Raw genomic sequence first — 13,967 nt, 5'->3', positions numbered from 1 at the left:
AGCCGGTTCAGCGCATCCGGCGGGCCAGCTCCCGGCGCAGCGCCCGCGGGCCCGGCCAGACCTGCGTCAGGTCGGCGGTGAAGGCGGGCCGGCCCTGCGGATCCGTCTCGTCGTCCCGGATCGCCGGCCAGCCCTCGTCCTCCTCCGACACCGGGTGCACCCGGTCCAGGTCGACCGGGGTCACGTCGAGCACCGTGCGCAGGCCGTCCCGGCGTACCACCACGTGGTCGATGTCCGGCCAGGCCAGCAGCACCGGGTCGCTGCCCTGGGCGGCCAGCTCCAGCCCGCCCGAGGACGCCCGCACCCAGGTGCTCAGGGCGGCCCGGGAGGACACGGCGTACGCCCCGGCCACCACGACGGCGACCACCGCGCCCTGGGCGAGGGTGGACCACCAGGGGTCGTCCGGGGCGCCCAGGACGAGCGCGACCAGCGGGGACACGATCGCATAGGCGGCCAGCAGGGCGCCGGCGAGCAGGGCGAACGTCCGCCACGGGGACGACCGGAAGAGCACCGCGTCGTCGGCCGGGGCCTCGACCTCGTCGGGCGGGATCGACATGTCCTCCATGGTGCCGTCCGGGAGTCGTTCCCGGGCTGCCTTGCCGAATCAGCTCGGCCCGGCTCGGGGACCGGTGCGTCCCCTCGCTCCGATCCGGGCCGGGGGCCGGCCGGTCCCCGGCCTCACCCGGCGATGTCGATCCGGCGCCATTCGGCCTGCTTCCGGAAGGCCAGCGCGGACACGAGATAGCTGCGTTCCCCGAGGTCCCACCGCCATGGCGGCGCCATGCCGATCCGGTCGAGCGGCAGCTCCGGATCGGCCCGGAGCCGCCGTTCGATGGCGAACGGGTTGGCCCCGGTGAAGAAGTTCCCGGCGTTGACGCACTCGGCGAGCAGCGGTCCGAGACCGTCGATGCCGGTGCCGCGCAACGGTGGGCAGGTGTCGGAGGACACCACGTCGGTGACGAGCACACCGGTGCCGCGCGGCATCACCAGGTCGCTGATGAGCCGCAGGTGGCGGTCGCGTACGGCCAGCAGCTCTGGGCCGGTGGCGCCGTCTGCGGCGGCGAAGTCGATCAGCTGCGTGAGCAGGGTCGTGGAGACGACGACGTCGGCCTGCGACAGCCGTCGGAGCTGCTCCGGCGTGGCTTCGGTGAGGTCGACGCCACCGTGCAGCCTGAGCCGGGCGCCGGGCGTGATCCGCTGCCGGGCCACGGCGCCGGCCAGGGCGTCCGCGTCGATGTCGACCAGATCGACCGCGGCGAAGGCGGTCAGCAGCCGCCCGAGCTCGAGATCGTTGCCGTTGCCGGCGCCCAGCACGACCAGCCGGCTGGCCGGCCGCCCGGTGCGGTGCGCGAGGATCAGCCCGGTGACCCGGCGCCGATGTTCGGCGAAGCCGTCCCACAGCCCGGCCGATCCGAGGTTGAGCTCACGCTGTCGGCGCAGAACCGCACCGGTCATCCCTCACGCTCCAGCCCAGGTGTCCGGCGGAGAAGCGGGCCGGGACCATCGGTCCCGGCCGCTCCCGCCGGCCGCTGCTCAGAATTTGCGGATCTGATCCGCCAGGTCGCTGAGCTTGGTCTGCTTTTCCCCCTCGGCCTGCAGACCCGGCATCGCCCGGCCGTCCGGGGCGCGCTCGGCGATCGCGTTGATCACGCCCTTCGGCCCCTGCGCGAAGACCGCGTGCCGGTGGACCACCGCGTACAGGCTGGGGTCGGCGGGGTCCTCGGCGGGATTCGCCCCCGGCTTGGTGATCGCGGCCTTGTCGCCCTGCCACCGCAGGAACCAGATGCTGTACCCCTCCGGCAGCGCCGACTGGAACGCCTTGATCTGGCTGTCGACGTTCACCGGCTCGCCCAGGAACAGTTCCACCGGCACCTTGTCGCCCAGGCTGGGCTCGAGCTTGCCGTGCAGCACGTCGATGTCGGTCAGGACGACCCGCATCGTCTGGACGTCCCCGATGACCCGCTGCGCGGCGACCTCGCCGATCTTGGCGGACACCACGACGGTGGCCTTGTCGGCGGCCGCCTTGACGGTCGCCGGTGGCGGGGCGAGCAGGGCGCCCGCGGTCTTCCCCCGCATCGAGTCGTAGAACTTCGCGTCCCGCGCGTGGTACGTGTTCAGCTCGGCCGCCGGCGTCCCCGAACGGACCGCCGCCGCGGCATCGGGCGCGACCGGATCGGGTGCCTGCGAGCAGCCGGAGACGAGCAGGACGCCGGCTGCCAGCCCGACGAATCCCAGCTGGGCTCTTCTCATGATGGTGTCCCCCATGTCTGTGCGCTCAGTATCGGGAGTTGACGTGGCCACGGTCGTGCGCGTCGTACCGGCTCGCCCCGCCGTCGCCGGCGTAGGTCCACATGCAACTGGCCCGGGTGTCGGTGCGGTGCTGCAGGCCGACCGTGTGGCCGAGCTCGTGGCAGGCGATGTTCTGCCGCTGCGCGGCGGTGTCGTAGAAGCCGTTGTCGCTGACCCAGTAGTAGACGTTGAAGTTCAGGTCCTGCCCGCGGCACCAGCGGTTCGGGTTCGAGCCGCCCTCGCCGGTGTTGTCCGACGGGCACACGACCCAGGCGGTGATGCCGTCGAGCGCGCCGTAGTTGTAGTCGTGCACCCAGACATCGGGCAGCGAGTCGTTCTCGTCGCGGTAGGCGTGCAGGTCCGTGCCGTTCAGGTCGGAGATCGCAGCTGTCATCGCAGCGCCCATCCCGGGAATCGCCTGGGTGGTCTGGTCGAGGTTCACGTAGTTCATCGCGTGATCGTTGTTGTTCGCGAGGTTCACGCAGTTCAGCGGCACGGCGCCGGCCGGGTCGACGCAAGCGGTCGAGCCGAACGGGTTCGCCCCGGCCGGCTGACCGCCGACACCGGTGACGACCGCTGCCACGCTGAGAACGGTGAGCACCCGGACTGTTCCCTGCTTCGATCGATCGGGACTGGGAATGATCTTGGACATCAAGCACCCCGTAGTTCGTCGGTTCAGACGTGGTCGGAGAGCGAAGGGTTCCCCTCCGCCGAAACGCGTCGACGCCGGCCCTCTGCGGTCGTCACGGGGCTGGCCCGGCACCCGTGTGCGAAATCCCGACTCGCATTGACCTGAACGCTAGACGCTCCCGACCGTCCACAGTGTCCTGCCCGACAAATCGGACGAACGGGTCTAGACCCTTCGCCGGCCCAGTGCTCGGCCACGGCTTCTGCATCGGGCTGCCGCAGGGGATCGGGTGGACCGCGACGGGGTGACGCGGGAGTCGGGGCGATGGTCCAGCGCTCGCTGTCCGCTCGGCCCTATGCCGGTCGTCGCCGAGGCGGACACGGTGGGACGAGAGGACGGGGAGGGGTGAGCCGTCATGGCGTCGTTGCTGAATCACGCCGGGCGTGAACGAGCCGGTCAGATTCGGCCGTCCCCCGATGTTCCGGAGCCCTCGTGGCGGTCTCTGCTGCTGGCCACGGCGGCTGTGGTGGCGGTGGCCGCGGCTCTCAACGTCAGCTTCCGCGCCGGCCGAGGGTTCTACACCACTGTCTCGTCCGACACCGGACACCTGGTCAGGCCGGCTTTGATCGGCGGGCTCGCCCTGCTGGCGGTGGCCTTCGTCGCCGCCCGGTACGCGGGACTCAGGCCACGCGATCTGGGCTGGCAGCGATCCAGGGTGGGTCGTGGTTTGGCGGCCACGGCCGCGATCTTCGTGGCCATGCAGGTCATTCAGATCGTGGTGACCGTCGCCCACGGCGACCAGCCGCAGCTCGCCACAGCCTGGACCGGTGCCGGCTGGGCAACGGCGGTGGGTGTCCTGGCCGGTTATGCGCTGGGCATCGCTCCGGCGGAGGAGACCTTCTTCCGGGGGTTGCTGTTGCCCCAACTGGCGCTCAAGTTCTCTCGGATGGCCCCGGCGGTGGCGGTGGGCGCAGCGCTCGTTGTCTCCCAGTCGATGTTCGCGCTCTATCACCTTCCCGGTGACGTGCTCGGCGGCTCGTCCGGGGCCGGCATGGCCTGGCCGGACATCGTCCTCGACCTCGGTCGCCTCTTCGCCATCGGGATGGTGTTCGCGGCGCTCTACCTGCGCACCGGGAACTTGTTCCTGGTCATCGGCATCCACGCGCTGCAAGACGCCGGAACCACGATCGTGGCGGCGCCGGTGGACCCGGGGCTGGTGGTGTTGAGCCTCGCGATTCTGGCTCTCCTCGCCACGTTCATTCCCACGGTTGCCTCTCGGTTGCACGGCATCAGCGCAGCCGGGCGAGATCGACCGTAGTCGCTGACGACCCCGAGCAGGCGTTCAGGTCCACCCGCCCGCTCAGAAGGCGCTGGCGATGACCAGCTCGGTCGTCCGGTCCGGCAGCATGTCCAGCTTGGCGATCCGGCCCGCCGCCCTGAGGTCGTCCTCCACCAGGGCCAGCCGGTCCAGCACCGCCGCCGGCCCGAGCGCCTCGGCCAGCGGCACGTCGGCCTTCATCGACAGCTTGCGGTCCGACTTGGCCCGGCGGACCTGGCGCAGGGCCTCCCCGGCCAGGTCGAGCAGGGTGGCGTCGCCGTCCGGGGCGACCCGGGTCAGCTCGTACGTCGTCGGCCACGTCGCGGCGTGGACCGAGCCGTAGCGCCACCACGACCAGATCTCCTCCGTCGCGTACGGCAGGAACGGCGCGAACAACCGCAGCAGCACGGACAGCCCGGCTGCGAGCGCCGCCCGGGCCGAGTCGCCGCCCGGCCCCTCGGCGTACGCCCGCTCCTTGACCAGCTCGATGTAGTCGTCGCAGAACGTCCAGAAGTACGCCTCGCACACCTGGAGCGCGGTGGTGTGGTCGTACGCGTCGAACGCCGCCGTGGCCGCCTGCACCACCTCGGCCAGCCGGGTGAGCGCCGCCCGGTCCAGCGCCGCCGTCACCGGTCGCCGCAGCGCGTCGGCGGCGCCCAGCCCGAGGGCGAACTTCGAGGCGTTGAGCAGTTTGGTGGCGAGCCGCCGGCCGACCTTGATCTGTGCCGGGTCGAAGGCCAGGTCGGCGCCCGGGCGGCCGTTGGCGGCCCAGTACCGCACCGCGTCCGCGCCGTGCTGCACCAGCAGGTCCATCGGCGTGACCACGTTGCCCTTGGACTTGGACATCTTCTTGCGGTCCGGGTCGAGGATCCAGCCGGACAGCACGGCCGTGCGCCACGGCAGCGTGCCGTGCGCGAAGTGGGACCGGACGATCGAGTAGAACAGCCAGGTCCGGATGATCTCCTGGCCCTGCGGCCGCAGATCCATCGGGAACACCTTGCCGAACAGGTCGTCGCTGCCCCAGCCGCCGACGATCTGCGGCGTCAGCGACGACGTGGCCCAGGTGTCCATGACGTCCGGGTCGGCGGTGAAGCCGCCCGGGACGTCCCGCCGGGTCTCGTCGAAGCCGGGCGGACACTCCGAGGAGGGGTCGACCGGCAGCGCCGAAACGTCCGGTATGAGAAGCTGACCGTAGTCCGGCTCGCCAGCGTCGTCGAGCCGGTACCAGACCGGGACGGGCACGCCGAAGAACCGCTGCCGGCTGATCAGCCAGTCCCCGGTCAGGCCGTCGACCCAGTGCTCGTAGCGGTGCCGCATGTGCGTCGGGATCCAGGTCAGCTCGTTCCCGCGGCCCTGCAGCTCGGCGCGCAGGCCGGCGTCGCGCCCGCCGTTGCGGATGAACCACTGCCGGCTGGTGACGATCTCCAGCGGCGAGTCGCCGCGCTCGTAGAACTTGACCGGGTGGGTGATCGGCCGCGGCTCGCCCAGCAGGTCCCCGGTCTCGGTGAGCAGCCGGACGATCTCCCGCCGGGCGGCGTTGACGGTCAGCCCGGCGAACTGCGCGTACGCCGCGGCCGGGACACCCGCCGGGCGGTCGGCCAGGAAGCGCCCGTCGCGGCCGAGGACCACCCGCGTCTCCAGCCGCAGGTCCCGCCACCAGATGACGTCGGTCAGGTCGCCGAAGGTGCAGACCATCGCGATGCCGGTGCCCTTGTCGGCCTCGGCCAGCGGGTGCGCGTGCACCGGCACCTCGACGTCGAACAACGGCGTACGCACGGTGGCGCCGGCCAGCGGGTGCTCCGGCGGGCACACCAGCGCGACGCAGGCGGGCAGCAGCTCGGGCCGGGTCGTGTCGACCTCGACCGGCCCGTCCGGGCCGTGGAAACGCAACCGGTGGTACGCCCCGGGCCGCTCCCGGTCCTCGATCTCGGCCTGCGCGACGGCGGTACGGAACCCGACGTCCCACAGCGTCGGCGCCTCCGACGTGTACGCCTCCCCGCGCGCCAGGTTGTCCAGGAACGCCCGCTGCGACACGGCCTGCGCCCGCGCCCCGATGGTCGTGTACGTCAGCGACCAGTCGACCGACAGCCCGAGCCGCCGCCACAGCGCCTCGAACACCTTCTCGTCCTCGACGGTCAGCCGGCCGCACAGCTCGACGAAGTTGCGCCGGGACACCGGCAGCGGCTGCTTGGGCGGCTGGGCGGGCGGCTGCCACTGCGGGTCGTACGGCAGCGACGGGTCGCAGTAGACGCCGTACACGTTCTGCACGCGCCGCTCGGTCGGCAGCCCGTTGTCGTCCCACCCCATCGGGTAGAAGACGGCCTTGCCCCGCATCCGCTGGAACCGCGCGACGGTGTCGGTGTGCGTGTAGGAGAAGACGTGCCCCATGTGCAGCTCGCCGGACACGGTCGGCGGCGGGGTGTCGATCGAGTACACGGCGGCCCGCTCGGTTACCGACCGGTCGAACCGGTAGGTCCCCTCCGCCTCCCAGCGGGAGGCCCACTTGTCTTCCAGTCCGTCCAGGGTCGGGCGGTCGGGCATCCGGCCGCTTGCAGGCTCCGTCATGCGGCCAGCGTAGGGGCGCGGCGGGCCGGGGACGAGCGGTATAGCCGGGTGGATCAGAACAGCGGCGAGCGTCCCCCGTAGCCGGTCGCCAGCCGCACCCCCGGCCGCAGCCCGCTGCCGGTCCCGCGATAGAGCATCAGGCTCCCCGGCGTCTTGAGCACCGCGGCCAGGTCCACGTACCCGTCCCGGTCGAAGTCGCCGACCCCGATCAGGTCCCGCTTGTTATTCCACCCCGTCCCGATCACCTTGCGGGCCCCCAGGGCGCCCTTGCGTCCCGGGTACAGGAACAGCTGGCCCGCCGTGCCCTGCCGGACGAGCAGGTCGGGGTAGCCGTCGCGGGTGAGGTCGCCGACGCCGGCCAGTTCGTTGCGCTGGTCCCAGCCGCCCTTGGCGATCAGCCGGCGGGCGCCCAGCTTGGCGCCTTTCGCGCCCGGGTAGAGGTACAGGTTGTGGTTGCTGGTCTGGGCCGCGACCAGGTCCGGGTAGCCGTCCCGGGTGAGGTCGCCGATCGCGGTGATCTCGCGCATCGCCTTGAAGCTCTTCGACAGCAGCGTGCGCGAACCCAGCGTGCCGTTGCTGCGGCCGGGGTAGAAGTACAGGTAGCCGGTCGAGCGCACGCGGGCGACCACGTCGGGGTAGCCGTCGCGGTTGAGGTCGCCGATCCGTTCGATCGCGTTCATCCCGCCCCAGCCGCTGCCGATCTTCTTGCGGGTCTTCTCGTCCGGGTACGCGCCGTTGCCCGGGTAGAGGAACAGGTTGCCGGTGCTGGAGGTGCGCGCCAGCACGTCGGACCAGCCGTTGCGGTTGTAGTCGGCGAGCTTCGCGGCCGGCAGCGGGGCGAAGTCGACCAGGTTGCTGTCGATGGTGATGGTGACGCCGCCCCAGGTCTCCTGGTGGTCGCCCTGGTACTGCTTCATCCGGCGGTGCGGCGCCCAGTGCCCGGCCGGGAGGCCGGTGTCGTTGAGCGTGGCGACCTTGTCCCAGCGGGCGAAGTCGACGTAGTCGGGGCGGACGTAGCCGGCGGTGGCGTAGTGGGCGACCTGGTCGGCCACGCCGGAACCCATGCTGCTGTAGAAGCCGGACAGGTAGCCGAGGTCGTGCAGCTTCGCCGTCCAGGCGCCCATGAACGCCAGGACGCCCTGGCGGCAGGCGGCGTCGTCGGTCCGGTACGCCTCCATGTCGTAGACGAGCACGCTCTGCGCGGCCAGGCCGAGCGCCCGGGCCTGGCCGGCGGCGTCCTGCGCGGCGGCGGCGCCCTGCGCGGCCGCTTGGGCGTTGCTGATCAGGTTCTTCTTCTTGGTGGCGATGGTGCACGACGCCTGCGGGCCGACGTAGAGCGGGATCAGGTGCCAGCCCGCGGCGACCTGGGTGTGCACCCAGCCGGCGGTGAGCTCCTTCTGCGTGCAGCCCCGGTTGTTGCCGCCGATGTAGATGCCGATGCCCCGGTACGGCGACGCCTTGCGCCACGCGGCCATGCTCGCGTTCGACGGGGCCGTGCAGGCGTCGAACGCCTGGCCCGCGAAGGTGCCCGGCTGCACGGTCGGCGCGGCGCTCGCGGTCATCGTCGCGTCCGCCTGGGCCAGCGTCAGCGTCGAGAGCAGGAGGACCGTGACAGCGAAGACCGCACGGACGACTCGCTTGCGCATGTGCACCTTTTCGGGGCCGGACGACAGAGGACGTCCGACCCAACCAAAGGGATCATCGCGACCGGTACGGCCGAACAGCCAGTTCCGCGCCTACACCCGGTTGCTTTCGTGGGCCAGCAGCCACGTCTTCACGTCCAGCCCCCAGCGGTAGCCGCGCAGGCTCCCGTCGGTGCCGATGACCCGGTGGCACGGCACGAACAGCGCGACCGCGTTGCGTGCGCAGGCCGTCGCGGCGGCGCGGATCGCGGCCGGCCGCCCGGCCAGCTCGGCGTACCCGGCGTAGGTCAGCGGCGCGCCGGGCTTGATCTCCCGCAGCACCTGCCAGGCGTGGGTCATGAACGGCCCGCCGGTGCGCTGCTCGACCGGCACGGCGTCGAGCGCGCCGAGGTCACCGTCCAGATAGGAGCTGACGACTGTCCCGATCCCGCCCGGGTCGGCGGCGGGCCGCACGTCCTCCCGCAACGCCGGGTGGACGAGGGCGAGCAGGGCCGCCACGTCGGTGGTGAACCCGCTGGCCCGTACCGCGCCGGCCGGGCCGACGACGTAGGTGAACGGTCCGGCGGGGGTGTCGAGGGTCGCGTAGCGCATCATGCTGATCTCCAGAGTCTCATCAGGGCGTACGAGCGCCAGGGCCGCCAGCGGTCGGCGTGCGCAGCCAGCGCCCGGGGGGAGTCGGGCAGGCCGAGCGCTCGCGCGCCGCGCCGGACCGCCACGTCGGTGGGCAGCAGGACGTCGGGGTCGCCGATGGCCCGCATGGCCACGTAGCCGGCGGTCCAGGCGCCGACGCCGGGCAGTTCGAGCAGCCGGGCGACGGACTCCTCCCGGTCGGCGCCGGGCTCGAGGTCGAGTTTGCCGTCGGCGACGGCCTCGGCGAGCGCCCGGATGGTCTGCCGGCGCGCGGCCGGCATCCGGAACGCGGTGTCGGGCAGCGCGGCCACGGTCTCCGCCGCCGGGAAGCCGTGCAGCTCGCCGGGGGCGGCCGGGGTCAGCATCCGGCTCAGCGTCCGGCGCGCCCCGGCGACGGAGACCTGCTGGCCGACGACGGCGCGGACCGCCAGCTCGAAGCCGTCGACCGCGCGCGGGACCCGTACCCCCGGCTCGGCGCGGACCGCCGCGGTCAGCGCCGGATCGGCGCCCAGCGTGCCGTCCACCGCGACCGGATCGGCGTCCAGGTCGCACAGCCGGCGGCAGCGGGCGACCGCCGGCGCGAGGTCGCGGACGTCCGCGAGCCGCAGCGTCGCGGAGACCCACCGGTCGGCCGGCGTGAGCGCGACGGTCGCGCTCCCGTGCGGCAGCCGCAACCCCCTCCGGTACGTCGTGACGTCGCACTCCTCGATGCCCGGCAGGGCCCGGGCGGCCAGGAACCCGAGCAGGGCCCCGGTGTGCAGGGGCGCCCGGAACGCGAGCCGCAGCGTGATGGTGCCCGCCTCCGGCTGCGGGGCGGTGCGGCGTTCCCGCAGCGCGCTCGGCGACCGCGCGTACACCTCGAGGATGGTGTCGTTGAACTGGCGCACGCTGCCGAAGCCGGCCGCGAACGCGATCTCGGCCAGGCCCAGATCGGTGGTCTCGATCAGGATCCGGGCGGTCTGCGCCCGCTGGGCCCGGGCCAGGGCCAGCGGCCCGGCGCCCAGCTCGGCGTTGAGCAGCCGGTTGAGGTGCCGCTCGGTGTAGCCCAGCCGGCTCGCCAGGCCGGGCACGCCGTCGCGGTCGACGACGCCGTCGGCGATCAGCCGCATGGCCCGGCCGACCAGGTCGGCCCGCAGGTCCCACTCGGGGGAACCGGGCGCCGCGTCCGGCCGGCACCGGCGGCAGGCCCGGAAGCCGCCGCGCTGCGCGGCGGCGGCGCTGGGATAGAAGGTGACGTTCTCCCGCTTCGGCGTGACGGCCGGGCAGGACGGCCGGCAGTAGATGCCGGTGGTACGGACAGCGGTGTAGAACCAGCCGTCGAACCGTTGGTCACGGCTGTCGACGGCCCGGTAGCACCGCTCGAAGTCCAACTCCATGCGACCGAGTCTGCCCCTCGCGGGGCCGGGTCGGCTGGCGGGATTCGGACATGAGGGTGCGCGCCGTATGCTTCCGGCCGTGATCAGTGAGAGGCAGCAGCTGTCGATCGGCGCCCCGCCGGCGCAGAAGGCGCTCGGCGCGGTGTTCGGTGTTCTCTTCGCAGCCGCCGGCGCGGCGTTCACCCTGTTGCCGTTCGTGGTGGACGGCTGGCTCCAGCACGCGTTCGGCGCGGACGAGTCCTGTCCCACCTCGGCGGAGGTCTCGGGCATCCCGCCCGAGCTGCTGCCCCCGTCGGTCCGCGAGTGCATCGCCGACGGCAGCTGGTTCGCCGGCGCCGACGGGTTCGGCCCGTGGCGCCTGATCGGCCTGCTCGGCATCCCGTTCATGCTGGTCGGGCTGTACCTGGCGGCCGGCGCGCTGCGCACGGCGGCCTGGCTGGAGGGCAGCCGGGCCACGGTCCGCACGGCGCTGCGCACCCGTACGGTGGATCTGGCGACCGCGACGGTGACGCCCGGCGCGACGACCTACCGCCGCAACCGGGGCACCGCCGGCGAGACGACGGTGCAGGCGCCGGCGCTGATCGCCGCGGACGCCACCGGGACCCGCATCACGATCCCGCTGCACGCGATGGGCCTGGCCCAGCTCCCCGGCCCGCAGCTGCGGGCGCTCGCGGAGGCGCTCGGCGGCAACCCGGACCAGGACGCCCGCAGCATGGCGGTGCAGCTGCGCACGATGGCCGACCACCCGCTGGGACTCACCAACCGCTGAACTTCAGCGGGGCATGGACGCGGTTCTCGTGGGTATTGCCGGGCCGTTCACCGCATAACTGAAGTGTGCTGAAGGGCCGGCGATGATGGACGGCGGTAAGCGGCAGCTCGGCGACCGCCTGCGGGCCCTCCGCGAGGTGGGCCTCGGCGGCCGGCCCGTCACCCAGGGAGTCGTCGCCCAGGCCTTCTCCCGGAGCGTCCCGCTGATCTCCGCGTGGGAGAAGGGCAAGGCGGTCCCGTCCGAGCAGTGGCTGCACGCGTACGCCAGGCTGTTCGCGAGCCCCGGCCCGGCCGCCGGCGGGCATCCGCGGCTGCCGCCCCTGGAGGACCTCCACGGCGCCGAGCGGGACCGCTTCGAGCAGCTCTTCCGCGAGCTGTGCCAGCTCCGCGCGGCCGCCACCACGGCCGCGTCACCCGCCGAGCCCCGCGGCGCCGCGGAGCCGGCCGGCCGGGCCCCGTGGGAGGGTCCGTGGCACTTCGCGGACCGGGCGCCGGTCACGCTGGTCTGCGCGCGCCTGCCCCCGCGGCTGCGGGCCCCCGGTGTCTCCCCGTCACCCGAGAGCCCCGATTACGTCGAGCTCTCGGCCTACCGCGACCTCGACGCGCTGCTGGAGCTCTACGGTCACGTCTACGCAGCCAACCCCGGCGTGCCGGTGCACCACAAGCTCGCCGACGAGCTGAGCCGCAGCGACCTCACCGGCCATCTCGTCCTGCTCGGCGGCGTCGACGGCACCCCGCTGACCCGCCGCGTCACGCAGGCGCTGAACCTGCCGTTGCTCCAGGACCCGGCGGCCGGCGCCTTCCGGGTGGCCGCGGGGAGCGGCCGTCCGGCGGAATTCCGGTCGACGCTGGAGGGCGCGGCGCCGGATCAGCGGCTCCTGGAGGACGTCGCGCACTTCTGCCGGGCGCCGAACCCGTTCAACCGCACGCGGTCGGTCACCATCTGCAACGGCAACCACGGCCGCGGCACGTACGCCGCCGTCCGCACGCTGACCGATCCGCTCTTCGCGGACCGCAACCGGGCCTACCTGCAACAGCGGTACGGCCCCGGCGACACGTACAGCATCCTGGCCCGGGCCGTCCTGGTCGCCGGCGAGGTCATCACGCCCGACTGGACGCGGGACGGCACCGTGCTGCACGAATGGTCGAAGGCCACGTGACCGCGTACGGGCCCCCGGCCGCCCCGTAGACTGGCCTGTCGTGAGCCTTACCATCGGGATCGTCGGCCTGCCCAACGTCGGCAAGAGCACCCTCTTCAACGCCCTGACCAAGAACGACGTGCTCGCCGCGAACTACCCGTTCGCGACGATCGAGCCCAACGTCGGGGTGGTCGGGCTGCCCGACGAGCGCCTGGGCAAGCTGGCCGGGATCTTCGGCTCGGAGAAGATCCTGCCCGCGCCGGTCTCGTTCGTCGACATCGCCGGGCTGGTCCGGGGCGCCTCCAAGGGGCAGGGCCGGGGCAACGCCTTCCTGGCCAACATCCGCGACGCCTCGGCGATCTGCCAGGTGGTCCGCGCGTTCTCCGACCCCAACGTGCTGCACGTCGACGGCAAGGTCGCGCCGGCCGACGACATCGAGACGATCAACACCGAGCTGATCCTGGCCGACCTGCAGACGGTCGAGAAGGCGCTGCCGCGCCTGCAGAAGGAAGCCAAGCTCAAGAAGGACCGGCTGCCGACGGTCGCCGCCGCCGAGGCCGCGTTCAAGCTGCTCGACGAGGGCACGACCCTCTACACCGGCGCCAAGGCCGCGGGCATCGAGCTGGAGCTGCTGTCCGAGCTGCACCTGCTGACCACCAAGCCCTTCCTGTACGTCTTCAACGTCGACGAGGCCGAGCTGGGCAACGCGACGTTCCTCGACGAGATGCGCGCCCTGGTGGCCCCGGCCGAGGCGGTGTTCATGGACGCGAAGATCGAGTCCGAGCTCATCGACCTGCCCGAGGACGAGGCGATGGAGCTGCTGGAGTCGACCGGGCAGACCGAGCCCGGCCTCAACCAGCTCATCCGGGTCGGCTTCGACACCCTCGGCCTGCAGACGTACCTGACCGCCGGGCCGAAGGAGGCCCGCGCCTGGGTGATCCCGGTCGGCGCCACCGCGCCCGAGGCGGCGGGCGTGATCCACTCGGACTTCCAGCGCGGCTTCATCAAGGCCGAGATCGTCAGCTACGACGACCTGATGGCGGCCGGCTCGATGGCGGCGGCGAAGGCGGCCGGCAAGGTGCGCATGGAGGGCAAGGACTACGTCATGAAGGACGGCGACGTCGTCGAGTTCCGCTTCAACGTGTAGTGGCGTTCCGGTTCGCCATCTGGCGGGGGTGGCGCCGGGCTCAGCTCTGGCGGCCCGGCACCAGCCCGTCCAGGTCGAGCGTGATCGTGAACGGCGTTGTGGTGCGCAGCTCGTGGCGATGAATCGCGGTAATTGGCGATGCCGGCTTCCGCGTACTTTCGCAGCTTGACCGTGCGGTCGCGGTGGGCTGACTCCGGCGACACCACCTCGACGAACAGGAGAGTCTCCTCCGGCGTGTAGAAGGTCCGGGACGGATCGTAGGGTGCCGCGGCGGCCACGAGGTCGGGCTCCGGACGATTCCATCTGTCGAGCCGGATCGTGATCTCCCGGTTCGGCGTACCACCCCTCGGGGCGAGGCGGCCGCATCCACTTGGGCACCGCAGTCACGCCGTCACCGTAACATTCTGTAGTCCCGCGTCCGCCGATCGCTAAATGGCTTGCGGCGGGGTGGCGTCGTCGTCAGC

13 protein-coding genes are annotated in these 13,967 nt (G+C 72.5%); 4 read left to right on the top strand and 9 right to left on the bottom strand.

Translation table 11 applies throughout. The features are described from left to right. Nucleotides 1-7 precede the first annotated feature (7 nt). From Ani05nite_RS41885 to Ani05nite_RS18010, 4 genes are all read right to left on the bottom strand, one after another. Nucleotides 8-556: a hypothetical protein gene (locus tag Ani05nite_RS41885; RefSeq protein WP_203769713.1), complete on the bottom strand. Its 549-nt coding sequence runs from the start codon at nucleotides 554-556 to the stop codon at nucleotides 8-10. A 122-nt stretch (nucleotides 557-678) separates the two neighbouring features. Then, nucleotides 679-1,455, bottom strand: coding sequence for a hypothetical protein (locus Ani05nite_RS18020; RefSeq protein WP_203769711.1), 777 nt, complete (start codon nucleotides 1,453-1,455; stop codon nucleotides 679-681). 78 nt (nucleotides 1,456-1,533) lie between these two features. Then, a complete protein-coding gene (locus tag Ani05nite_RS18015) occupies nucleotides 1,534-2,250 on the bottom strand; it encodes a hypothetical protein (RefSeq protein WP_203769709.1) in 717 nt (238 codons plus the stop codon). A 25-nt stretch (nucleotides 2,251-2,275) separates the two neighbouring features. Further along, nucleotides 2,276-2,872 carry a matrixin family metalloprotease gene (locus Ani05nite_RS18010; RefSeq protein WP_203769708.1) on the bottom strand — a complete coding sequence of 199 codons (597 nt, stop codon included), beginning with the start codon at nucleotides 2,870-2,872 and terminating at the stop codon, nucleotides 2,276-2,278. 460 nt (nucleotides 2,873-3,332) lie between these two features. Between Ani05nite_RS18010 and Ani05nite_RS18005 the strand changes: the two genes are divergently transcribed. Next, nucleotides 3,333-4,235 carry a CPBP family intramembrane glutamic endopeptidase gene (locus tag Ani05nite_RS18005; protein WP_203769707.1) on the top strand — a complete coding sequence of 301 codons (903 nt, stop codon included), beginning with the start codon at nucleotides 3,333-3,335 and terminating at the stop codon, nucleotides 4,233-4,235. A 42-nt stretch (nucleotides 4,236-4,277) separates the two neighbouring features. Here the strand turns inward: Ani05nite_RS18005 and valS are convergent, their stop codons facing one another. The 4 genes from valS to Ani05nite_RS17985 all read right to left on the bottom strand — a co-directional run bounded on the left by valS (nucleotide 4,278) and on the right by Ani05nite_RS17985 (nucleotide 10,449). Then, entirely contained in the window at nucleotides 4,278-6,800 is a 2,523-nt protein-coding gene (valS, locus tag Ani05nite_RS18000) for a valine--tRNA ligase (protein WP_203769706.1), read from the bottom strand. 53 nt (nucleotides 6,801-6,853) lie between these two features. Then, on the bottom strand, nucleotides 6,854-8,446 hold the full coding sequence (locus Ani05nite_RS17995; RefSeq protein ID WP_203769705.1) for a glycoside hydrolase domain-containing protein: 1,593 nt from the start codon (nucleotides 8,444-8,446) through the stop codon (nucleotides 6,854-6,856). 90 nt (nucleotides 8,447-8,536) lie between these two features. Further along, on the bottom strand, nucleotides 8,537-9,043 hold the full coding sequence (locus Ani05nite_RS17990; RefSeq protein WP_377880756.1) for a methylated-DNA--[protein]-cysteine S-methyltransferase: 507 nt from the start codon (nucleotides 9,041-9,043) through the stop codon (nucleotides 8,537-8,539). After that, nucleotides 9,034-10,449, bottom strand: a complete 1,416-nt coding sequence (locus tag Ani05nite_RS17985) for a DNA-3-methyladenine glycosylase 2 family protein (protein WP_203769703.1) — start codon at nucleotides 10,447-10,449, stop codon at nucleotides 9,034-9,036. Before Ani05nite_RS17985 ends, Ani05nite_RS17990 begins: the two co-directional genes overlap by 10 nt. A gap of 79 nt (nucleotides 10,450-10,528) precedes the next feature. Here Ani05nite_RS17985 and Ani05nite_RS17980 point away from each other — a divergent pair, with 79 nt between their 5' ends. From Ani05nite_RS17980 to ychF, 3 genes are all read left to right on the top strand, one after another. After that, complete coding sequence (locus Ani05nite_RS17980) at nucleotides 10,529-11,218, top strand: hypothetical protein (protein WP_203769702.1); 690 nt, start codon at nucleotides 10,529-10,531, stop codon at nucleotides 11,216-11,218. An 82-nt stretch (nucleotides 11,219-11,300) separates the two neighbouring features. After that, nucleotides 11,301-12,377 carry a helix-turn-helix domain-containing protein gene (locus Ani05nite_RS17975; protein WP_203769700.1) on the top strand — a complete coding sequence of 359 codons (1,077 nt, stop codon included), beginning with the start codon at nucleotides 11,301-11,303 and terminating at the stop codon, nucleotides 12,375-12,377. A 40-nt stretch (nucleotides 12,378-12,417) separates the two neighbouring features. After that, on the top strand, nucleotides 12,418-13,503 hold the full coding sequence (ychF, locus tag Ani05nite_RS17970) for a redox-regulated ATPase YchF (protein ID WP_203769699.1): 1,086 nt from the start codon (nucleotides 12,418-12,420) through the stop codon (nucleotides 13,501-13,503). Here the strand turns inward: ychF and Ani05nite_RS17965 are convergent. Further along, complete coding sequence (locus tag Ani05nite_RS17965; protein WP_239130159.1) at nucleotides 13,455-13,781, bottom strand: Uma2 family endonuclease; 327 nt, start codon at nucleotides 13,779-13,781, stop codon at nucleotides 13,455-13,457. The two genes, ychF and Ani05nite_RS17965, sit on opposite strands and share 49 nt — an antisense overlap. Nucleotides 13,782-13,967: the final 186 nt, after the last annotated feature.

The sequence above is a fragment of the Actinoplanes nipponensis genome (genome assembly GCF_016862275.1).
In the GTDB taxonomy this organism is placed as follows: Bacteria; Actinomycetota; Actinomycetes; order Mycobacteriales; family Micromonosporaceae; genus Actinoplanes; species Actinoplanes nipponensis.
This window is presented reverse-complemented; position numbering and strand designations above follow the sequence as displayed.

Bases quoted from the DNA above. Each gene is read 5' to 3' on its own strand.
- Ani05nite_RS17995 (WP_203769705.1), bottom strand. From the start codon at position 8,446: ATGCGCAAGCGAGTCGTCCGTGCGGTCTTCGCTGTCACGGTCCTCCTG.
- Ani05nite_RS18005 (WP_203769707.1), top strand. From the start codon at position 3,333: ATGGCGTCGTTGCTGAATCACGCCGGGCGTGAACGAGCCGGTCAGATT.
- Ani05nite_RS18020 (WP_203769711.1), bottom strand. From the start codon at position 1,455: ATGACCGGTGCGGTTCTGCGCCGACAGCGTGAGCTCAACCTCGGATCG.
- Ani05nite_RS41885 (WP_203769713.1), bottom strand. From the start codon at position 556: ATGTCGATCCCGCCCGACGAGGTCGAGGCCCCGGCCGACGACGCGGTG.
- valS (WP_203769706.1), bottom strand. From the start codon at position 6,800: ATGACGGAGCCTGCAAGCGGCCGGATGCCCGACCGCCCGACCCTGGAC.
- Ani05nite_RS17975 (WP_203769700.1), top strand. From the start codon at position 11,301: ATGATGGACGGCGGTAAGCGGCAGCTCGGCGACCGCCTGCGGGCCCTC.
- Ani05nite_RS18015 (WP_203769709.1), bottom strand. From the start codon at position 2,250: ATGAGAAGAGCCCAGCTGGGATTCGTCGGGCTGGCAGCCGGCGTCCTG.
- Ani05nite_RS17985 (WP_203769703.1), bottom strand. From the start codon at position 10,449: ATGGAGTTGGACTTCGAGCGGTGCTACCGGGCCGTCGACAGCCGTGAC.